Consider the following 20,836-nt stretch of genomic DNA (forward strand, 5'->3'; position numbering starts at 1 on the left):
AAAAAGTATAATGTAAAATGTATTTACGAATATTTCTTATTCCGTAGAAATCTCAAGGGTTTAGATTGAATTGGTCGAACCACTTCATTTGGTTTCCTATGGAATGACAAAATTACATTTTAATGTTGACACTTGATCTATGTTGGATCTGCAGCCCGACTTGAACGGAGCTCATTTTTTGGTGCTGGTAAAGCTTTGGCAAAAAATAGCGGGAGTGGAAGGCGGATAAAGCTGCCCAAAAATTTTTCATTAAAACTTCAATTCAAAACATCTTTCAATCGGTCTTTGTCGAGGCGATTTTCCCAATTGGAAACCACGACTGTTGCAACGGCATTTCCAATGACATTGGTCAATGCGCGACATTCGGACATAAATTTGTCGATGCCGAGAATCAAGGTCATTCCCGCAATCGGAACTTCGGGAACTACCGCCAAAGTGGCTGCCAACGTGATAAATCCCGCGCCAGAAACGCCCGCCGCACCTTTGGAACTCAACATCGCGACCAAAAGCAAACCGAGCTGATGTTCCAAACTCAGATCGATGTTGCAAGCCTGGGCGATGAAAAGCGCTGACAAAGTCATATAAATATTGGTGCCGTCGAGGTTGAAGGAGTAGCCAGTGGGAACCACCAGGCCGACAACGCCTTTTTCGCAACCAGCATTTTCGAGTTTTTTCATCAATCCTGGAAGTGCTGGTTCTGATGAACTTGTGCCGAGAACCAAGAGGATTTCGTCCTTCAAATATCTTAGGAATTTGAAAATATTGAAACCGTTGTACCAAGCGACACTTCCTAAAACCAAAATTACGAATAAAGCGGAAGTGGCGTAGAATGTGCCGACGAGCATCGCCAGATTTTTGAGCGATTCCAGACCATATTTCCCAATCGTGAAAGCCATTGCACCGAAAGCACCAATGGGCGCGAGTTTCATCAGAATTTCAACTATTTTGAAAATCGGGATTGTCATGGTTTGAAGGAAATCGTAAATAGGATAACTTTTCTCGGAAGTGATCGCCAATGCGACTCCGAATAAAATCGCGACCAACAAAACCTGCAGAATATTGTCGCCCGTCAAAGGACTGAACAATGTTTCGGGAATGATGTTGAAGATGAAATTCACCATCGAGTTGTGGTGCGCGGCTTTGACATATTGATCAATCTCTGCACTGTTCAAAGTACTTGGATCGATGTTGAGTCCTTTTCCAGGTTGAACGACATTACTGACAATCAAACCGATGATCAACGCTAACGTGGAAAATGTAAAAAAGTAGATGAAAGCCTTTCCCGCAACTCGTCCGACTTTCTTGAGGTCGCTCATTCCGGCAATTCCTGTGGAAACGGTGAGGAAGATCACGGGCGCGATGATCATCTTTACCAACTTGATGAAGCCGTCGCCCAAAGGTTTCATTTTCTCGCCTACATCTGGATAAAAATAACCGAGTAAAACGCCGAAAATAATGGCAATCAAAACCTGAATATAGAGATGCTGATAGAATCTTTTGGGCTTTAGCGGTTTTTGTTCAATGTCAAAATTCATAAGAAAATGTTGTCTTACAAATTTAGAATTGTTTGCGAGTTATATGCTATTGTTCTTGATCTTTTCGGCAATTATTTCGCAAGATTCGTCGAGCATATTGTAAACTTTATCAAAACCGTCGATTCCTCCGAAATATGGATCTGGAACTTCGAGCTCATTATCCAAGATCAATCTGACCTTATGTTTCTGAGAATCGTCTGCGAGTTTCAGAACGTCTTTGTAATTGTTTTTGTCCATACAAAAGATCAAATCGAATTTATCAAAATCTGATTTTGTGATTGGTCTGGATTTTTGGGTAGATATATCGATTCCATTTTTGGTTGCAGTTCTGATGGAGCGTTCGTCTGGCTGGCTTCCTTCGTGGTAATTGATAGTTCCGGCGCTGTCTACAAAATAATCGTCTCCTAATTTATGTTTCAAAATCCCTTCTGCCAAAGGACTTCTACAAATGTTTCCGAGGCAAACCATTAAAATCTTCATAATAATAAAACTGTAAAATGTGTATTGTAAAAAGTAAAATGACTTTAAATTTAAAAATAAAAAAAGGATTTAAAAAAATTTAAATCCTTGTATTTGTTATTGAGCGATCTTTTCTTTCAGATCCTTGATGTATTTTTTCAATTCTTTGTCGATCTTCGAAACGTCTCGAATGGTGTCGCAAGCGTACATCACTGTTGAGTGGTCTTTTCCGCCCATTTCCTCACCAATTTTCGTGAAGGTTGCGTTGGTATATTCTTTTGCGAAATACATTGCCAACTGTCTTGGTAACGCGATTTCTCTTTTTCTAGTTTTAGACAATAACTGCTCTCTTTGAATTCCGAAATAATCACAAACAATCTCTTGGATGTAAGGAATATTGATGGTTTTCTTCTGAGTAGTCGCTAACTTATTGATGGTGTCTTTTAATAGGTCAAGACTGAAATCAGACTTATAAACTGTAGAGTAAGCGATCACGGCATTTACAACGCCGATTAGTTCTCTTACGCCGTTTGTCTTAACTTCAGATGCTAGATAATCCAACATATCGTCTGTCAATTCGATTCCGTCGCGGCTCAACTTGTCAACGATGATCTTTCTTCTCGTATCGAAATTTGGTGATTTGATCTCTGCAGAAAGTCCCCATTTGAAACGGGAAATAATTCGCTCCTGTGTATCAAGAATATCAGCAGGTGCTTTATCAGAAGTTAGAATGATCTGTTTTCCATTCTGATGTAAATAATCAAAAATATGGAAGAAACTATCTTGTGTCGCCGCTTTACCAGACAAAAACTGAATATCATCGATGATCAAAACATCGATCATCTGATAATAATGTTGAAAATCTGTCTTGTTCTGAGACTTCGCCGCTTTCACAAAATCCTGAATGAATTTTTCAGAAGATTGATACAAAACCACTTTCTCCGGATAAGCCGATTTCACTTCCAAACCAATCGCTTGGGCCAAATGCGTTTTCCCAACACCGTAACCTCCGTAAACAAACAATGGATTGAAGGCCGTAGAACCTGGTCTCTTCGCAATCGATCTCGCAACGGTTGAAGCAAACTTGTTACTTTCTCCCTCGATGAAATTATCAAAAGATTGGTCGGCTTTCAGGTTAGAATCAATGTTGATCTTTTTGATGCCTGGCACCGCAAAAGCATTGACATTATTTTCTCTAAGAACTGGTCTCGCTTCCTGGATTTTAGGTTGTTGTGTAGAAATCCCTTTTACGTTCATTGTAATTGGTTTTTCCTTCCCAGATGGTTTGTTTTCCATCACAGAATACCACAATTTCACCCCTTTACCGATATTTTTTTTAAGCGCAGCAGACAGTAAAGACAAGTAATTGTCCTCGATATATTCTTTGTAAAAATCACTAGGAACAAGCAACGTAAGATTATTGTTCACCAAAGAAATTGGCTGAACTTTATCAAATAACAAGTCGAAAGAGTTTTCTAACTTTTTGAGGTCTGTGTTGTCCTCCGCTGCGTTTAGATTGTCCCTCATAAATTGGAGACACCTATCCCAGATCAATACTAAATTTTCATTCATTTTCTGCTGCTATTTTCTGCGGGATTTTAGTTTTTTTAGAAGACAACAAATATCTAATTATTAATTTTCATAAAAAAATTTTTTCTCTATTGATTATTAAAAAATATATTTGTATGAATTATTAAGCGCTTCAAATGATACACACAAACACCTCAATACGAGTACGTTACGGAGAAACAGACCCTATGAAATATGTCTATTATGGCAACTATGCAGAATATTTTGAGGTCGCCAGAGTAGAACTTTTTCGCAGCCTTGGAATGTCTTATGACGAAATAGAAAAAAGGGGAATTTTCTTGCCAGTTTCGGAATACAAAATTAAGTATTTGAAACCAGCACTTTATGATCAACTTTTGGAAATCCGGACTTACGTCAGAAAAATTCCGGGAATCAGAATTGAGTTCGACTATGAAATTTATAACGAAGAAAATGTAAAAATTACAGAAGCTTCCACCACTTTATTTTTCCTCGATTCACAAACCAATAAGATCGTCAAATGTCCAGATTACCTCATGGAATTAATTGAGAAAAAATGGAATCCCGAACTTTAAAATTAAATTAATAAAAGACACAAATGAACGCATCAAATCGCTACAAAGTTTCCCACTTCATCATGTGGAGTCGCGAGAAAATCATCAAAATGCTCATCATCAGCACAATCCCAACATTGCTATTTTACTTTTTGGGCTGGAAATGGCTGGCAATTCCGTGGGTTCCCATTGCACTTTTGGGAACGGCGACCGCTTTTATTTCCGGATTCAGGAATACACAGACCTATGGCAGACTTTGGGAGGCGAGGCAAATCTATGGCTCCATCATCAACAACAGTCGGAGTTTTGGAATCATGGTCAAAGATTTCATCAGACAAAATAATTCTGATGAGGAAAAACGCTTGCACAAAGAATTGTTCTATCGTCATTTTGCTTGGTTGACCGCTTTGAGGTTTCAATTGCGGGAAGTGAAAGCTTGGGAAAATGTGAAAACACGACCTTACAACAGACGTTATCTTCAATATTATAAAGTTCCGGAATGGGAATCTGAACTTGGCGAAGAATTGAAAAATTACATTGATCAAAACGAAATCAATTTCCTCCTTGAAAAGAAAAACCGAGCAACACAACTCATTACCTTGCAATCCGAAGCCTTGAGGAAACTGCATGAGTCAGACTTTGTTAATGATTTTAATTACACGGCTTTGGAAAATCAGTTAAGAGATTTTTATGACCAACAAGGCAAATGCGAGAGAATCAAGAATTTTCCCTATCCAAGACAGTTTTCCACGATCAATACGTACTTCACAAATCTTTTCTGCATCCTCTTACCTTTGGGTTTTCTGAATGAATTTGCAAAATTGGAAAACAATTACATTTGGCTGACGATTCCCTTCAGCATGTTGTTGGGTTGGGTCTTTTTGGTTTTGGAACAGATCGGCGAAAGTTGCGAAAACCCTTTTGAAGGCGGTGCGAACGATGTTCCGATTTCCCAGATCAGCCGAATGATAGAGATCGATATGCGTGATATGTTGAATGAGAAAGACCTACCACAAGCAATCCAACCTACAAACGGACTATTGTTGTAAAAGATTTCGATGATTTTAAGAATCAAGTTTCAGCATTTTTATATAACTTACAATAAATCTTTTCCTTAATGAAATCTATCCTCTATTTCCTAGTTGCAATCTGCTTGGTTTCCTGTATCAGAAGTGATATGGACCTCAAAACTTTGCAAAGTCTCATCAGCAAAAACAGCTTTACCAACAAGCTAAATGTCAACGACGAGATGAAATTCTACCGACCAGACGGCGTTCAGGATATAGAGTTCGAAGATTTCTTGAGTGACAATGAGGTCGTCGCAATTGACCAAGGCGATTTCAATCAAGATGGCGAGGAAGATTACATAGCCAATGTCGTCAACAATTTTAACCGAAGCTCTGTTGCACCGCCAGAATTCTTCCCTATTGTGATTACACTGAAAAACGGAAAATACTTCATCTACAAATTAGACAAGTTCTACGACGCAAAATCTGCAGGTAAAAAACTGACGATAGACGACAAAGATTACGTCCTCTTTTTCCATCGAGAGCCAGAGGAAAATATGAAAATCAAACAGGATACTTTCAGATTCGTCAATAATATTTTGGAACAATACAGTAAAATTCAAGAATAAAATTCAAATGAAATTAAAAACAATTTTTACGTTCGTAATCTTACTTTTCATTGGTCAGATTTCTGCGCAACAAAAAACCTATTGCAATCCCATCAACATCGATTATGGCTACACGCCTTTCGAAGTTTTCTCAAGACAAGGGAAACACCGCGCAACGGCCGACCCGGTGATTGTCAATTTTCAGAAAAAGCTTTTCTTATTTTCCACGAATCAGGAAGGCTATTGGCATTCTGATGATATGCTGAATTGGAAATTCGTTCACAGAAAATTCCTTCTCGATAACAAATACACCCACGATTTGAACGCACCCGCAGTTTGGGCGATGAAAGATACTTTGTACGTTTTCGGTTCCACTTGGGAACAGGATTTTCCGATTTGGAAAAGCACCAATCCAACCAAAGACGATTGGAAAATCGCTGTCGATACTTTGAAGGTTGGTGCTTGGGACCCAGCTTTTCATTATGATGAGGACAAAAACAAATTGTATTTATACTGGGGTTCGAGCAACGAATGGCCACTTCTAGGAACCGAAATCAAAACCAAAACAATGCAATCGGAAGGTTTCGTAAAACCGATTTTAAGATTGAAACCAGAAGACCACGGCTGGGAAAGATTTGGCGAATACAATGACAATGTTTTCCTTCAACCGTTTGTAGAAGGTGCCTGGATGACGAAGTACAAAGACAAATACTATATGCAATATGGCGCGCCAGCTACAGAATTCAGTGGATATTCTGACGGTGTTTACGTTTCTAAAAATCCATTGGAAGGTTTTGAATATCAACAACATAATCCATTTTCGTACAAACCCGGTGGATTTGCAAGAGGCGCTGGCCACGGTGCAACTTTCGAAGATAATTTTGGGAATTGGTGGCACGTTTCCACGATTTTCATTTCGACCAAAAACAATTTTGAAAGACGTTTGGGAATCTGGCCAACTGGCTTCGACAAGGACGACGTGATGTACACCAACACAGCTTACGGCGATTATCCGACTTTGCTTCCGCAATATGCGCAAGGAAAAGATTTTACCAAAGGATTGTTCCCAGGTTGGATGCTTTTGAATTACAACAAACCCGTTCAGGTTTCCTCAACTTTGGGCGGTTATCAGGCCAATCTTGCGGTCGATGAAGATATTAAAACCTATTGGAGCGCTAAAACCGGAAATTCCGGTGAATGGTTTCAAACTGATTTGGGCGAAGTTTCCACGATTAATGCTATCCAGGTGAATTATGCTGACCAAGATGCTGAGTTTATGGGAAAAACGCTTGGCAAAATGCACCAATACAAAATCTATGGTTCCAATGACGGCAAAAAATGGACGGTGATTGTCGATAAATCAAAAAACCAAACCGACGTTCCACACGATTACATCGAACTTGAAAAACATGCAAAAGCAAGATTCCTGAAAATGGAAAACCTGAAAATGCCGACAGGAAAATTTGCATTGAGCGGATTCCGAGTTTTTGGAAAAGGCGCCGGAGCAAAACCTGCGAAAGTTCAAAACTTCGTTCCACTGCGCGCTGACCCGAAAAAATATGGTGAAAGAAGAAGCATTTGGTTCAAATGGCAACAGAATTCTGACGCTGACGGCTACGTTATCTATTGGGGAAAATCGCCAGACAAATTGTACGGAAGCATTATGGTTTACGGTAAAAATGAATACTTTTTCAATGGAGCCGACAGAACCGATTCCTATTATTTCCAAATCGAAGCTTTCAATGCCAACGGAATCTCTGAAAGAACAGAGGTTGTAAAATCGGAATAAATTTTTAACTTTTTTAATCAAAAATTCAAGCTTTCGGAGTCATTCTTCGAAAGCTTTTTTATTTTTATTAATATGATTTCGAAATATTAAATTTTCATTAATTCAATGATTTTTAATTTTAGATTAATATTCAATAATAAACCGATATTTTTAAAGAAAAAAACTCAACATTATTCGATTAATAGAAATAATTTTATAAATTTATAACTCATTAAAGAGAATTAAAAATAAGAATGGAGTTTTTTCTGAAGTCAGAAGACAATGATGACCGAGCGATTTTCATTACCGGAAATTTTAACAAGTGGAATCCGCGCGATTCCAAATTTGAATTGGAAAAATTGGATGATAGCAATTATTACATCCACATTCCCGATGAACAACTGAGTGATGAGATAGAATTTAAATTTACAAAAGGCGGTTGGGAAAATGTAGAAATAGACAAATATGACAGCATTACGCCCAATAGAAAAGCAAGAAAAGAGGACAAAAAAGTCCAGGTCAATATAGAAAAATGGCGACTGAACTGGGGACCTTTCAAGAAGGAATTTTTCCCGACGGTGGAATTGGTAGATGAGGCGTTTTACATTCCTCAGCTCGATAAGACCAGGAAAGTTTGGGCGCTTTTGCCTTTTGATTATCACAAATCTGAGAAAACTTATCCTGTGCTTTACCTTCAGGATGCGCAGAATTTGTTTAATGAAGGCTCGGCTTATGGCAATTGGGAAATTGATAAAAAGTTAGCGCTTCTGGCAGAATACGGACGAGGCGAACTCATCGTCATCGCCGTAGAACACGGGAACAACGACAGAATCAAGGAATATATTTTTGACAATGATGCCGTCACAAAAGATGCGGAAGGCAAAAAATATCTCAGGTTCATCACAGACACGTTGAAACCTTGGATTGACAGAAATTACAGAACCAAAAAAGACCGTGAAAATACGGGAATCGGCGGAAGTTCTTTGGGTGGTTTGATTAGTATTTATGGTGGATTTCTCTATCCGGAAGTCTATTCAAAATTGTTGATTTTTTCACCGTCGCTTTGGGTGGAACCAGAGAATGACTTTCCGATGATTAGCTTCAGTAATCCTTATAAAATCAAGGTTTATCTGTACGGCGGACGGCAAGAAGGCTCCAGAATGGTCGGAAGAATCAGGCTTTTCGAGAAATCTTTGAAACGACTGAATGCTCAGAAATTGTTTGATTTTGAAGTGAAAACCAATATCAACGAGCAAGGAACGCACCAGGAATTCTATTGGTCCCAGGAATTCCCAAGAGCTGTAGAATGGCTGTTCATCGACAGTTTGGAAAGTCCAGTGAAAGCAAAAGATGAATTAGGAAATGACATCAAAAACTAAAACCCTACAAGTCCCATCGGGACGAAAAATTTTTTAGCATAGGAATTTATTCCTATGGATTTAATGTGAAATGATGAAGTAATTATGATTAAAATCTACAATAAAAAAGAAACAACCACACAAAATATATTCCTGTTCAGCGAAGACGATTGGGAGCAGGAAAAATCGAATTACCCGAATACGGAACATTTCTTCAATGGAAAAAAAAGCGAGGTTTTCATAAAAACGGATTCCAACGAAATCAATTTTTTCATTGGAATCGGGAAAGATTCAAAAGGTTTTGAAATCCAGGCTGTAGCGAACAAATTTGCGAACAATTATAAAAAAAATCTGCAAGCTGTTCCGACTTCTGTTCATTCAAAATTAGGATTTCATTTGATTGAAGAATTTGTAAAAGGTCTGTTCTTGGGAACTTACCTCTACCCTTTTGAAAAATCGCATCCATTTTGGCAAGAAAATTTTGAACTTCATTTTGAAAATATTTCGGAAGAAGAAGCCAAAAATTTAGCCTTAAAAACCGAAGCCCTTTGCAACGGACAATTTGCCGGAATGGAATGGCTGAACAAACCTGCGAACCACAAAAAGGTCGACCAAATCTCAGAATTTCTGAAATCTACCGCAGAAAAATATGGTTTGAATTACAAATCATTGAACCGAGAAGCATCCATCAAAGAAGGTTTGGGCGCGTTTGTATCAGTCAATCAGGGAAGTTCGCAGGAAGCTTCTTTTACGATTTTGGAATATAAATCTGAAAAAGAGAACGCCAAAACCATTGGTTTGGTTGGAAAATGCGTCTTGTTCGACACGGGCGGAATTTCCATCAAAGGTTCTGCAAATCTGCATTATATGAAAAGTGATATGGGCGGAGCGAGCGCTGTGATTGGTTCTTTGATTACAGCTTCGGAACTCAAACTTCCCGTGAATATCATTGCAATCCTGCCGATTACGGACAATGCGGTTTCGGAAAAAGCGTATTTACCAAGCGACGTGATTACGGCTTACAATGGAAAAACGATTGAAGTCTTGGACACCGATGCGGAAGGCAGAATGACGCTTGCAGACGGACTTTCGTACTTGTCAAAGAATTATGAAACCGATGTTCTGATTGATTTGGCAACCTTGACTGGAAGTTCCGTTCGAATGTTCGGTTACACTTGTGGCGCCTACTTTTCCAACAATGACGATTTGAAAAAATCATTGGAAAAGTCTGCAGATAAAACCAATCAGAGGATTTGGAATTTGCCACTTTGGGATGTCTGGAAAGACGATTTCACTTCGGATGTTGCAGATTATAAGAACATTTCGATGAAGCCTTTTGGGGATTGCATTGTTGCTGCAAAATTTTTGGAGCAATTTATAGAAGGTCATCAGAATTGGGCGCATCTCGATATTGCTGGCGTCGCTTTTGGAAATGTTGGTTATGCGAAAGATAAGGCAGCGACAGGTTATGGCGTGCAATTGCTTTTGGATTTTATTGAGAATTATAATTAGCAAAATGCGATTAGCTTATTGCGTTTTGCTTTTAACTAAATTAAAAACTAATCACAAATAAGAATATCAGACTTCGGACATCCGACTTCTGACTTCCGACAAAAAATAAACGAATATGGAAAAAACAATTGTCTGCATCTCCTGCTATTACAAAGGTTACGACTTTATGGACGAGTGCAAAAAGCTTGGAAACAAAGTTATTCTCATCACATCAGAAAACCTGAAAGAAAAAAACTGGCCTTGGCACGCGATAGACGAGGTTTATTATATGCCGGAAATAGAAGCTTCGGTTTGGAATCTGGACCATCTGGTACAAGGTTTCGCATATTTGATGAAAAATCATCAGATAGATGCAGTGATTGCTTTGGATGATTTTGATGTGGAAAAAGCGGCGATGATTCGTGAAACCTACCGTATTCCGGGAATGGGACAAACGACGCACCGTTATTTCCGAGACAAGCTGGCAATGCGCCAACAGGCAAAGGACAACGGGATTTCCGTACCCGAATTTTCATCGATTTTCAATGATGCAAAATTGCATAAGTTCACGCAGGATGTTCCCGGACCTTGGGTTTTGAAACCACGTTCCGAAGCTTCTGCCAGTGGCATTATCAAAATAAATTCTGCCGAAGAACTTTGGCCAGCGGTGGAAAATCTGGGCGACGAGCGTTTCAAATTTTTGCTGGAAGCGTTCAAACCTGGCGATGTCTACCACGTGGATTGTTTGGTTTACAACAAAGAAATCGTGTTTTCCTGCTTCTCAAAATACCTTTCTCCACCGATGAAAGTGTCACACGAAGGTGGTGTTTTCCGAACCAAAACTTTGGATAAAAAATCTGAAGAAGCGATTGGTTTAGAAAAAATCAACAAAGAGGTTTTGGATAAATTCGGGATTCAAAATGGGGCAACACACAGCGAATATATCCGAGGAACTGATGGTCAATACTACTTTTTGGAAACTTCATCCAGAGTGGGTGGCGCGCACATTCCCGATATGGTGGAAGCAGCAACTGGTGTCAACATTTGGAGAGAATGGGCAAAATTGGAAAATGCATTATTGGACGGCGAAAAATACACGGTTGAAGAAACTCAGAAATTATATTCCGGATTGATTGTTTCGCTTGCCAAAGAAAAACACTCGAACACGGATGATTTGAATAATGAGCACGTGGAAAAATTCTTGCCAATCGACTATCACATCGGAATTGTTTACAAGGCCAAAACAGCTGATATCATTGAAGAAAGATTGGACGAAGCGGCCTTAATCGTCACCGAGCAAATTTTGAATATTCTGCCTCCCAAAGACAAACCAACGAATTAAAATTTCAGTTAAGGCTTCGAGAACCTCAGCCTGACAGCAGGTTTAATTAATCATTCATCAATTATCATTCATCATTTATAAATAAGGTATGCCTCAAATTACACATACAGATTACTACTCACATATTCTTGGGATGAGCCTCCAGGTGGAAGTTACCGGACATTTTGGAACTCCGGTGATTATGTTCCCGACTTCACAGGGTTCTTACACTCAGAATGCGGATTTCCATCTCAACGGAAGCATTTCTCATTTTACAGACAATGGAATTTTGAAATTATTCAATATCCAAACCATCGACAAATTCAGTTTTTACGACAAAGGGATTTCACCTTACGAAAGAATCCGGAATTACGAAATGTACGTTCAGTTCTTGGTTCAGGAGTTCATTCCGTACATTCAGAGAACGCATAATACGCATCGTGTAGTGGTGGCTGGCGCAAGTTTCGGTGGTTATCACGCCGCCAATTTCGCATTCAGGTTTCCAGATTTGGTTTCTCACCTTTTCTGTCTGTCTGGCGCATTTTCTATCAGAAGTTTTATGGATGGTTACGACGACCAACTTATCTATTTCAATTGCCCAGACGAATTTATCAAGAATGATGAAGCTTGGAAGTACAAACACATGCACATCGTCCTCAGCACTTCCGACCGTGATATTTGCTTGGAACCAACGAGAAAGATGGCGGGAATACTGACCTCAAAAGGCATCAACCATTGGTACGACGAACAAAAATGGATAGACCACGATTGGGTGCTTTGGCGAATGGTTTTCCCGAAATTCATTGGAAGATTTTTCGGATAGTCAAAACTCAAATCAAATTTAAAATAACAACAAATCACAATAACTTCAGATTTCCAACATCGGATTTCTGACAATCAAAAAACAAAAATTATGGCAAAAAAAATTGGAATTTTATTCGGAATGGAAGACACTTTTCCGTGGGCATTCATTGATAAAGTTAATGAGCTTGGCAAAGGCGAATATATCGCAGAACCCGTTCAAATCGACAAATTGGAACAAGGCGCAGATTATGGCTACGCTGTGATTATCGACAGAATTTCGCAAGACGTTCCGTTCTACAGAGCTTATTTGAAAAACGCGGCAGTGAGCGGAACTTACGTCATCAACAATCCATTTTGGTGGAGCGCAGATGAGAAATTCTTCAACAATGCCTTGATGCTGAAAATCGGAATTCCATTGCCAAAAACGGTGTTGCTCCCTTCTTATGAAAGACCGACTAACACTTCGGAAACTTCATTCAGAAACTTGAAATTCCCGCACGATTGGGAATATATTTTCGATTACGTTGGATTTCCAGCTTATATGAAACCGCACGATGGTGGCGGCTGGAGAAATGTTTACCGAGTTGAAAGTCCGGAAGATATGTGGGCAAAACACGCTGAGACAGAACAATTGGTAATGATGGTGCAGGAAGAAATCGTTTTCGAGGATTACTATCGTGTTTATTGCTTAGGCAGAAAATACGTTCACATTATGCCTTACGAGCCGAGAAATCCACACCATTTGAGATATGCAACCACGCATCAAACCGAAGGCGCTGCAAGAGAAAAATTGCTTAAAACCATCACAGATTACACTTTGAAAATGAATGAAGCTTTAGGCTACGATTTCAACACCGTGGAATTTGCTGTGAGAGACGGCATTCCTTACGCGATTGACTTCTGTAATCCAGCGCCGGATGCTGACAAAAATTCTGTGGGAGAAGAGAACTTTGCTTGGATTGTAGAACATTCTGCAAAATTGGCGATTGAAAAAGCAAAAGATTACAAACCAGGAAAAGTAAATATCAACTGGGGAAAATTTGTGACCAATAAACTTTAAAACTGAACTAACTAATATTTAGTGACACAATTTGGAACGCCGAATCGTCGCAGCCCGACTTGAGCGGAAATCCTTTTTTGCGTGTACTCAAGTTCTATTTAGAAGGAAATCTTGGGCAAAAAAGATTGGGAGCGGAAGGCGGAAAAGCTGCCCAAATTGTATCATTAATAAAGTAACGACTAACTAACTTTAACTAACAAACACAAATAATATGCACAGATTTACGATAGGTGTAGAAGAAGAATATCAAATTATAGACGCCGAAACGCGGGATTTGGTCTCGCACGTTTCAAAAATCATCGAAGGAGGAAAAGCCGTTCTAAGTGAAAACTTAAAACACGAAATGCACGAATCTGTGGTGGAAATGGAAACTGGAATTTGTGAAAATATCCAGCAAGCGCGCCAGGAACTTACCGACCTGAGAAGACATCTTGTAAAAACCGCTCACGACCAAGGTTTGCGCGTTTCTGGTGGCGGAACTCACCCATTTTCGCACTGGAAAGACAACGTCATCACAAAAGATGCGCGTTACGACAAAATCGTGAGTGATATGGGCGATGTGGCGAGGTCCAACCTGATTTTTGGACTGCACGTTCACATCGGAATTCCAGACCGTGAAGAAGGGATTAGGATTCAAAATGTGATGCGCTACTTTTTGCCGCACGTTTACGCTTTGTCCACAAATTCCCCTTTTTGGGTTGGCAGATTGACGGGTTTCAAATCTTACAGACAAGAAGTCTTTGCTAAATTTCCAAGAACTGGATTGCCAAGTTACTTCGGAAGCGTTGCCGAATTTGATGCTTATGTGAATCTGATGGTAAAAACCGGAACGATTGACAATGCCAAAAAAATCTGGTGGGATTTAAGAGTGCATCCCTTCTACCCGACTATCGAATTCAGGATTTGTGATATGCCAATGACGATTGACGAAACTGTTTGTCTTGCGGCGATCATGCAGTCTTTGGTTGCAAAAATCTACAAAATGCACCAGCAAAATACGAGTTACAGAAGTTACAGAAGATTATTATTGACCGAAAACAAATGGCGCGCTTCTAAGGACGGAATCGATGCACATCTGATCGACTTCGGGAAAGAAGCGAGCGTTCCTTACCGTGACCTTTTGGAAGAATTATTGGCATTCATTGATGATGTTGTTGACGATTTGGGTTGCAGAAAAGAAGTTGAATACGCGAGAGAAATTTGCAAAATGGGAACTGGCGCAGACCGACAATTGAAAGTCTTCAACGAAAGTGGCGGTGACCTTAAAAAAGTCGTGGATTATATGATCTATGAAACTGAGAAAGGATTGATTTAATTATAAATGATGAATGATTAATAATAAATGATTTTGGTATCATTAATCATTCAAAATTAACTCAAATTTAAAATTCTTAATTTTGTAGAAAATTTATGAATATGAGTAAGAATGATGTAAGAATTGCGCTTTTGGATATGAATAACAACCATCCGAATCAAGGGATGCGCAATATCAGAGAATTATCTCAAGCTTTTCAGGAGCAATCTGATGATCATGTTTCGGTAGAGATCTTCGACGTTCGTTACAAAAACGAAATGCCAGATATTAATGATTTTGATATATTTCTATCTTCCGGAGGACCAGGAAATCCGCACCGTGAAGGCTATGAATGGGAAAACAAATACGCTGATTTCCTAGACCAGATTTGGAATCACAACAAGAAAAGTGAACAGAAAAAATATGCATTTCTAATTTGTCATTCTTTCCAGTTGGCAGTGATCCATTTTGGAATTGCGAATGTTTGCAAGAGAAAATCCTATTCTTTCGGTGTGATGCCCATCCACAAATCTGAAGAAGGCGAGAAAGAATTCCTGTTCAAAAATCTCCCCGACCCTTTCTACGCTGTAGATTCCAGAGGTTACCAATGTATCGAACCCAATCAGGAAAAAATAGATGAGCTCGGAATGAAAGTCGTGGCTTTAGAAAAGTACCGTCCGACAGTTCATTTGGAAAGAGCATTGATGGCGGTTCGTTTTTCTGATGAGATCTTCGGAACTCAATTTCACCCGGAAGCAGATCCAACTGGGTTTGTGAAGAATCTTGAAGACGCCAAAAATAAAACAGCAATGATAGAAACCTTCGGAATGGAAAAATATCTTGAAACCATCGATAGAATGAATGATGATGACAAGATTGTTCTGACACAAGCGCAGATCGTTCCAAGATTCTTGAAATTTGCATCTGAGCAGATCGCAAAAAATTTAGCTTACAGTTAGATTTTAACGCAAAGTCGCAAATGTTTTTTTAAATAATAGTGAAGAAAGTCGCGAAGCAAAGCTCTGAAAATTTGCGACTTTCAACAACATACTAAATAATATTTTTCCGCCTTTGCGATAATTTAAAAATATACTTAAAACTATGATTCCAAAATACAGAACTCAATTCAACAAAGAATTTTCTCAGGAAAAATATCAGAAAACAAATGAGCTAATCATAGAGAAATGCGGTCAGGAAGCCGCGTTTCGTCTTTCTGAAAGTCCGATTTTCCTCACTAATGATTTTTGGAACAAGCTGGATGACGCTTCACAATCCATCATTTCGCAGATCAAAAATATGTCTGATGAAGAATTAAGCAAAGCGATTCCCGACAATTGCAAAGTTCCGAATGACACTCAAAAACCACATTTCCTGGCGATAGATTTTGGGATATGTCAAGATGAAAATGGCGAGATCATTCCGCAATTGATAGAGCTGCAAGCGTTTCCAAGTTTGTTTGGATTTCAAAGGTTGTTCGAGGAAGTGATCACAGAAGTTTATCCTTTTCTTAATGATTTGAAGAAGTCACTTTCACAGGAAGAGTTTATAGAAAAATTGAAAGCTGTGATTGTGGGAGACGAGAATCCAGAGAATGTGATTTTGCTGGAAATCTATCCTGAAAAGCAAAAAACAGCTGTTGATTTTGTATTGACAGAACAACTGTTGGGAATCAAAACGGTTTGTCTGACGAAAGTTAAAAAAGAAGGCAAAAAATTATTCTACGAACAAGATGGAAAATTAATTCCGATCAATCGTATTTACAATCGAGTGATCTTTGATGAATTGGATAAGATCGAAGGATTGGAAACAGAATTTGATTTTCGTGAAGATGTAGATGTGGAATGGATCACGCATCCGAATTGGTTCTTCAAAGTTTCAAAATATATTCTTCCAAAATTGAAACACGCGTTCGTTCCGAAAAGCTATTTCCTGTCTGATTTTCCAGAAAATGAAATGCTTGAAAATTTTGTATTAAAACCACTGTTTTCTTTCGCAGGAAGCGGTGTCAATCTGAATCCTACTCAGGAGATCATTGACCAAATTGAAGACAAAGAAAATTACATCCTTCAAAGAAAAGTGACCTACGCACCACTTTTCGAAGACATCAACGGCGAATTTTCCAAAGCGGAGATCCGTTTGCTTTTTGGTTGGGATCCGAAAAAAGAAGATCCGGAGTTGTTGGTCAATCTTGTGAGAATGACGAAAGCAGCGATGGTGAATGTGGATTTTAATAAGAAAGATGCGATTTGGATCGGGAGTTCTATGGCGTTCTTTGGGAATTAATTAAATAGTTTTTATGATTGAATGATACTAAAACTATCAATTCCCCTCTGGCGTATTTTTTGACATAGCTTCTCAAAAAAACTATGTTGCTAGCCAGCGATTCATTCGACCTTAAACAAATTTTACTCGGTTCCGAAGAATGGAGTTTTCTTTTGGAGACTGTTCTGAGAACGAGTATCATGTTCTTCATCATCATCTTTGGGCTTCGACTTTTGGGGAAACGAGGTGTGAAACAACTATCTGTTTTTGAATTGGTCGTCGTGATCGGATTAGGTTCTGCGGCCGGAGATCCAATGTTTTACAAAGATGTTGGAATCATGCCAGCCTTAGTGGTTTTCACAATGATCATCAGTCTTTACAGCATTATTACGTACATCATCAGCAAAAGTAAAAAATTCGAAAAACTGGTTGAAGGAAAGCCAATTTGTTTAATAGACCAAGGCGTTTTCTGCATACAGGATTTTAAAAAAGAAGCACTCGGCGAGGATGAATTTTTCGCAGAATTACGACTGAAAGGTGTTTCCCATCTTGGTCAAATTGAAAAAGCAATCGAGGAAATCTCGGGTGAGATCAGCGTATTTTATTATGAGGACAAGGACGTCAAATATGGTTTGCCTATCATGCCAGATTCTTTGGACAAAGCCTTCACGATCTTTGACAGAAATTCACATTATTCCTGCACATTCTGTGGCTACACGCAGGAATTTTTAACGCACGAAAAAAGCACCTGCAAAGTGTGTGGCAAAGATGAATGGGTAAAATCTTCTAACAAAAAGAGAATTTCTTAAAGTAGCTTCAATTGGTCAACATCCAATTCATTAAAATGATGGATGACCAAGTCTGCAGTTTCGTAATTTTGATTTTTGCTGTTGGCACTTTTGTAACCGACACAATATATTTCTGCGCCGTTGGCCGCTAAGATTCCGTTTGTACTGTCTTCTATCACGATGCAATTGGATTTATCATTTCCTGAAAGTCGTTGCGCTTCTATGAAAATCGCAGGATGTGGTTTCGACTCCGGGAAATCCTCACCACTTACAAGATATGAGAAGAACGGAAATAGGTCAAATCGTTTGAAAACCCTGTCAATCGTCGTTTTAGCGGCAGACGACGCCAAGATCAATTGAAAATTCTGAGAATGAAGTTCATTGATTAAAACCTCTACACCATCCAACAATTGAAGTGCTGGATCTGTATCGAAAAGGTCGTAAAATATGGTTCTTTTTCTTTGGATCAATTCTTCAGTTTCAGTGTCAATCCCGAAAATATCTTTGACCATTTGATAGACATTGCGCGTAGATTTGCCAGTGAATTGGGAGAATAATTCTGCATCAACTGCAATGTTCAATTCTGCGAAATGTTGGTAGTAGGCTTTTTTGTGAAGCGGTTCTGTGTCCACTATCACACCATCCATATCAAAAATAACCGTATTTTTCATCTGCAAACTTCATTTAAAATTCGGTGCAAAAGTATGGATTCTAAAAGTTTGGTCAAATTAAAGCGCAACTAAATTCATTAATGAAAAGAGAATCAAAGAAAAAGGCCTAGTAAAAACTAAGCCTTTCATTATTTATTTTGTCTGGTGATTTTGGTCATTTCTATGTTCCATGATCTCAAGATTGGCATCTACAAAATAAGCACTTCCGAAACCATTCACGTACGCACCTTTCACAGGGTGAAGTGCCACTAAGATGAAATCTGTCATTTCGTTCAAAACATCTACGATTTTTCCGTGTCTCTCTTTCAATTGTCCTACCACGTTGGTCCACTCGGCAGAATCTCTTTCGATCTGAGAAGTAGAAACCTCAACAGTCAGTCTTTCTCTTGCATAAACTTGCTTTGTAGCAGACTCATCCTCGATGAACATTGCAGAAACTTTTCTACCTTCCGAAAGATTCTTCGTGTGTTTTGCCATAAAAGAAACCAGGATATAGAATTTGTTGTCAATCTCCACAAACGGCGCGTAGCTCGCATTCGGCGTTCCTTCTGCATCTACTGTTGCCAAAGTAACGCTTAATGTTTTAGCAATTAATTCTTTTACTTTTGGTGCAACTGGTTTTGCTTGTCTTTGGGCATCTTGCGTGTGTGTACTTTCACTCATAATGTAAATTATTTTTAATAGATATTAATTTTAATGTTGATGAAAATCGATTAAGAAAGATAAGTTCAGTGTTTATCAGTCCTAACTACTTTGCAAAAGTAACTATTTAGAATTAGAATAAATAATTTTTACTAATGTATAATTTCATATAATGGTTCCGGTTTCTTAATTTTTATATCTTAATTATATATTGTAATTTTGCGCTTTAGTTTAAAGAACTGATTTTTAAATTTATTTCATTATAAATATGAGTACAACAACACAATACGTTCCTTATAAAGTTAAGGATATTTCCTTAGCAGAATGGGGAAGAAAAGAAATCACTTTGGCAGAAGCTGAGATGCCAGGTTTGATGTCTATCCGTGAAGAATTCGGACCATCTCAACCACTTAAAGGGGCAAGAATCGCAGGATGTCTTCACATGACGATCCAGACTGCAGTTTTGATCGAGACTTTGGTAGCATTAGGAGCTGAAGTGACTTGGTCTTCTTGCAACATCTTCTCTACTCAGGACCACGCTGCTGCGGCAATCGCTGCTGCTGGAATCCCGGTTTACGCTTGGAAAGGTCTTAACGAAGAAGATTTTGACTGGTGTATCGAGCAGACTCTTTTCTTTGGTGAAGACAGAAAACCATTGAATATGATCCTTGATGACGGTGGAGATTTGACCAATATGGTTTTTGACAGATACCCAGAATTCACAAAAGATATCAAAGGACTTTCTGAAGAAACCACAACTGGCGTTCACAGATTGTACGAAAGAATGAAAAACGGAACTTTGGTAATGCCTGCGATCAACGTGAATGATTCTGTTACCAAATCTAAATTTGATAACAAATATGGTTGTAAAGAATCTGCAGTAGATGCTGTAAGAAGAGCGACAGACCTTATGCTAGCTGGAAAAAGAGTTGTAGTTTGCGGCTACGGAGACGTTGGAAAAGGAACTGCAGCTTCTTTCAGAGGTGCCGGTTCTATCGTAACTGTTACGGAAATTGATCCAATCTGTGCACTACAAGCAGCAATGGACGGATATGAAGTTAAAAGATTGGACACTGTTGTTGACAATGCTGATATCATTATCACGACAACTGGAAACTTCAATATCGTAAAAGGAAACCATTTCCTTAAAATGAAAGATAAAGCGGTAGTTTGTAACATCGGTCACTTCGACAACGAGATTGATATGGCTTGGTTGAACGAAAACTACGGTCACACAAAATCTGAAGTGAAGCCTCAAGTTGACATCTACACCATCGAAGGTAAAGAAGTCATCATCCTTGCAGAAGGAAGATTGGTAAACCTTGGTTGCGCAACTGGCCACCCAAGTTTTGTAATGTCTAACTCATTCAGTAACCAGACTTTGGCTCAGATCGAACTTTGGACCAACTCTGCAGCTTACGGAAACGAAGTTTATATGTTGCCAAAACATTTGGACGAAAAAGTAGCAGAATTGCACCTTAAGAAATTAAGCGTAGAATTGGAAACCCTTACACCAGAACAAGCAGATTACATCGGCGTTGACGTGAAAGGACCTTTCAAACCAGAATATTACAGATATTAAATGCTGGAAGTCAGATATCGGAAGATGGATGACGAAAATATACTAAAAACGCTTCAGAATTTTCTGGAGCGTTTTTTTATCCCC

At 38.8% G+C, this 20,836-nt stretch carries 19 protein-coding genes; 14 read left to right on the forward strand and 5 right to left on the reverse strand.

The features are described from left to right. Nucleotides 1–257 precede the first annotated feature (257 nt). From BMW39_RS11800 to dnaA, 3 genes are all read right to left on the reverse strand, one after another. Nucleotides 258–1,535, reverse strand: coding sequence for a dicarboxylate/amino acid:cation symporter (locus tag BMW39_RS11800; RefSeq protein WP_034975649.1), 1,278 nt, complete (start codon nt 1,533–1,535; stop codon nt 258–260). 39 nt (nt 1,536–1,574) lie between these two features. Next, nucleotides 1,575–2,015 (reverse strand): low molecular weight protein-tyrosine-phosphatase, encoded by a 441-nt coding sequence (locus tag BMW39_RS11805; protein WP_034975652.1) that lies wholly within the window; start codon nt 2,013–2,015, stop codon nt 1,575–1,577. Nucleotides 2,016–2,111: 96 nt separating this feature from the next. Next, nucleotides 2,112–3,566, reverse strand: coding sequence for a chromosomal replication initiator protein DnaA (gene dnaA, locus BMW39_RS11810; RefSeq protein ID WP_034975655.1), 1,455 nt, complete (start codon nt 3,564–3,566; stop codon nt 2,112–2,114). Nucleotides 3,567–3,700: 134 nt separating this feature from the next. On the opposite strand from dnaA, the gene BMW39_RS11815 reads away from it, so the two are divergent. From BMW39_RS11815 to BMW39_RS11875, 13 genes are all read left to right on the forward strand, one after another. Further along, nucleotides 3,701–4,117, forward strand: coding sequence for an acyl-CoA thioesterase (locus tag BMW39_RS11815; RefSeq protein WP_034975658.1), 417 nt, complete (start codon nt 3,701–3,703; stop codon nt 4,115–4,117). Between the two features lie 23 nt (nt 4,118–4,140). Then, entirely contained in the window at nt 4,141–5,145 is a 1,005-nt protein-coding gene (locus BMW39_RS11820; protein ID WP_034975661.1) for a bestrophin family protein, read from the forward strand. 68 nt (nt 5,146–5,213) lie between these two features. Further along, complete coding sequence (locus BMW39_RS11825; RefSeq protein WP_034967411.1) at nt 5,214–5,732, forward strand: hypothetical protein; 519 nt, start codon at nt 5,214–5,216, stop codon at nt 5,730–5,732. A 7-nt stretch (nt 5,733–5,739) separates the two neighbouring features. Beyond that, nucleotides 5,740–7,500 carry a discoidin domain-containing protein gene (locus BMW39_RS11830; protein ID WP_034975663.1) on the forward strand — a complete coding sequence of 587 codons (1,761 nt, stop codon included), beginning with the start codon at nt 5,740–5,742 and terminating at the stop codon, nt 7,498–7,500. A gap of 233 nt (nt 7,501–7,733) precedes the next feature. Beyond that, complete coding sequence (locus BMW39_RS11835; RefSeq protein ID WP_034975665.1) at nt 7,734–8,858, forward strand: alpha/beta hydrolase; 1,125 nt, start codon at nt 7,734–7,736, stop codon at nt 8,856–8,858. Between the two features lie 84 nt (nt 8,859–8,942). Then, a complete protein-coding gene (locus tag BMW39_RS11840) occupies nt 8,943–10,349 on the forward strand; it encodes a M17 family metallopeptidase (protein WP_051879919.1) in 1,407 nt (468 codons plus the stop codon). Between the two features lie 115 nt (nt 10,350–10,464). Beyond that, complete coding sequence (locus tag BMW39_RS11845) at nt 10,465–11,670, forward strand: ATP-grasp domain-containing protein (protein ID WP_034975668.1); 1,206 nt, start codon at nt 10,465–10,467, stop codon at nt 11,668–11,670. Nucleotides 11,671–11,758: 88 nt separating this feature from the next. Continuing rightward, on the forward strand, nt 11,759–12,472 hold the full coding sequence (locus BMW39_RS11850; protein ID WP_034975670.1) for an alpha/beta hydrolase-fold protein: 714 nt from the start codon (nt 11,759–11,761) through the stop codon (nt 12,470–12,472). Between the two features lie 90 nt (nt 12,473–12,562). Then, the gene (locus BMW39_RS11855; RefSeq protein WP_034975672.1) at nt 12,563–13,513 is read left to right on the forward strand and encodes an ATP-grasp domain-containing protein; all 951 of its coding nucleotides are present in this window, start codon (nt 12,563–12,565) and stop codon (nt 13,511–13,513) included. Between the two features lie 211 nt (nt 13,514–13,724). Further along, nucleotides 13,725–14,828, forward strand: a complete 1,104-nt coding sequence (locus BMW39_RS11860; protein ID WP_034967396.1) for a carboxylate-amine ligase — start codon at nt 13,725–13,727, stop codon at nt 14,826–14,828. A 101-nt stretch (nt 14,829–14,929) separates the two neighbouring features. Further along, nucleotides 14,930–15,766 carry a type 1 glutamine amidotransferase gene (locus tag BMW39_RS11865; RefSeq protein WP_034975674.1) on the forward strand — a complete coding sequence of 279 codons (837 nt, stop codon included), beginning with the start codon at nt 14,930–14,932 and terminating at the stop codon, nt 15,764–15,766. 142 nt (nt 15,767–15,908) lie between these two features. Next, the gene (locus tag BMW39_RS11870; RefSeq protein ID WP_034975676.1) at nt 15,909–17,090 is read left to right on the forward strand and encodes a hypothetical protein; all 1,182 of its coding nucleotides are present in this window, start codon (nt 15,909–15,911) and stop codon (nt 17,088–17,090) included. An 83-nt stretch (nt 17,091–17,173) separates the two neighbouring features. Further along, nucleotides 17,174–17,878: a DUF421 domain-containing protein gene (locus tag BMW39_RS11875; protein ID WP_034975677.1), complete on the forward strand. Its 705-nt coding sequence runs from the start codon at nt 17,174–17,176 to the stop codon at nt 17,876–17,878. Here the strand turns inward: BMW39_RS11875 and BMW39_RS11880 are convergent. Both BMW39_RS11880 and BMW39_RS11885 read right to left on the reverse strand, forming a co-directional pair. Then, nucleotides 17,875–18,528, reverse strand: coding sequence for an HAD family hydrolase (locus BMW39_RS11880; protein WP_034975678.1), 654 nt, complete (start codon nt 18,526–18,528; stop codon nt 17,875–17,877). The genes BMW39_RS11875 and BMW39_RS11880 overlap by 4 nt on opposite strands. Before the next feature lie 132 nt (nt 18,529–18,660). Beyond that, nucleotides 18,661–19,191, reverse strand: a complete 531-nt coding sequence (locus BMW39_RS11885) for a HugZ family pyridoxamine 5'-phosphate oxidase (RefSeq protein WP_086045774.1) — start codon at nt 19,189–19,191, stop codon at nt 18,661–18,663. Nucleotides 19,192–19,438: 247 nt separating this feature from the next. On the opposite strand from BMW39_RS11885, the gene ahcY reads away from it, so the two are divergent. Continuing rightward, nucleotides 19,439–20,752, forward strand: a complete 1,314-nt coding sequence (ahcY, locus tag BMW39_RS11890; RefSeq protein WP_034975682.1) for an adenosylhomocysteinase — start codon at nt 19,439–19,441, stop codon at nt 20,750–20,752. Nucleotides 20,753–20,836 lie beyond the last annotated feature (84 nt).

The organism is Epilithonimonas lactis, assembly GCF_900110605.1.
Classification (GTDB): domain Bacteria; phylum Bacteroidota; class Bacteroidia; order Flavobacteriales; family Weeksellaceae; genus Epilithonimonas; species Epilithonimonas lactis.

What these genes read in the sequence shown, in the direction of transcription:
- BMW39_RS11870 (WP_034975676.1), top strand. Translation starts at nt 15,909, where the DNA reads ATGATTCCAAAATACAGAACTCAATTCAACAAAGAATTTTCTCAGGAA.
- BMW39_RS11845 (WP_034975668.1), top strand. Translation starts at nt 10,465, where the DNA reads ATGGAAAAAACAATTGTCTGCATCTCCTGCTATTACAAAGGTTACGAC.
- BMW39_RS11825 (WP_034967411.1), top strand. Translation starts at nt 5,214, where the DNA reads ATGAAATCTATCCTCTATTTCCTAGTTGCAATCTGCTTGGTTTCCTGT.
- BMW39_RS11820 (WP_034975661.1), top strand. Translation starts at nt 4,141, where the DNA reads ATGAACGCATCAAATCGCTACAAAGTTTCCCACTTCATCATGTGGAGT.
- BMW39_RS11875 (WP_034975677.1), top strand. Translation starts at nt 17,174, where the DNA reads ATGTTGCTAGCCAGCGATTCATTCGACCTTAAACAAATTTTACTCGGT.
- BMW39_RS11840 (WP_051879919.1), top strand. Translation starts at nt 8,943, where the DNA reads ATGATTAAAATCTACAATAAAAAAGAAACAACCACACAAAATATATTC.
- BMW39_RS11830 (WP_034975663.1), top strand. Translation starts at nt 5,740, where the DNA reads ATGAAATTAAAAACAATTTTTACGTTCGTAATCTTACTTTTCATTGGT.
- BMW39_RS11860 (WP_034967396.1), top strand. Translation starts at nt 13,725, where the DNA reads ATGCACAGATTTACGATAGGTGTAGAAGAAGAATATCAAATTATAGAC.
- BMW39_RS11800 (WP_034975649.1), bottom strand. Translation starts at nt 1,535, where the DNA reads ATGAATTTTGACATTGAACAAAAACCGCTAAAGCCCAAAAGATTCTAT.
- BMW39_RS11865 (WP_034975674.1), top strand. Translation starts at nt 14,930, where the DNA reads ATGAGTAAGAATGATGTAAGAATTGCGCTTTTGGATATGAATAACAAC.
- dnaA (WP_034975655.1), bottom strand. Translation starts at nt 3,566, where the DNA reads ATGAATGAAAATTTAGTATTGATCTGGGATAGGTGTCTCCAATTTATG.
- BMW39_RS11805 (WP_034975652.1), bottom strand. Translation starts at nt 2,015, where the DNA reads ATGAAGATTTTAATGGTTTGCCTCGGAAACATTTGTAGAAGTCCTTTG.
- BMW39_RS11855 (WP_034975672.1), top strand. Translation starts at nt 12,563, where the DNA reads ATGGCAAAAAAAATTGGAATTTTATTCGGAATGGAAGACACTTTTCCG.
- BMW39_RS11880 (WP_034975678.1), bottom strand. Translation starts at nt 18,528, where the DNA reads ATGAAAAATACGGTTATTTTTGATATGGATGGTGTGATAGTGGACACA.
- BMW39_RS11850 (WP_034975670.1), top strand. Translation starts at nt 11,759, where the DNA reads ATGCCTCAAATTACACATACAGATTACTACTCACATATTCTTGGGATG.
- BMW39_RS11885 (WP_086045774.1), bottom strand. Translation starts at nt 19,191, where the DNA reads ATGAGTGAAAGTACACACACGCAAGATGCCCAAAGACAAGCAAAACCA.
- ahcY (WP_034975682.1), top strand. Translation starts at nt 19,439, where the DNA reads ATGAGTACAACAACACAATACGTTCCTTATAAAGTTAAGGATATTTCC.
- BMW39_RS11835 (WP_034975665.1), top strand. Translation starts at nt 7,734, where the DNA reads ATGGAGTTTTTTCTGAAGTCAGAAGACAATGATGACCGAGCGATTTTC.
- BMW39_RS11815 (WP_034975658.1), top strand. Translation starts at nt 3,701, where the DNA reads ATGATACACACAAACACCTCAATACGAGTACGTTACGGAGAAACAGAC.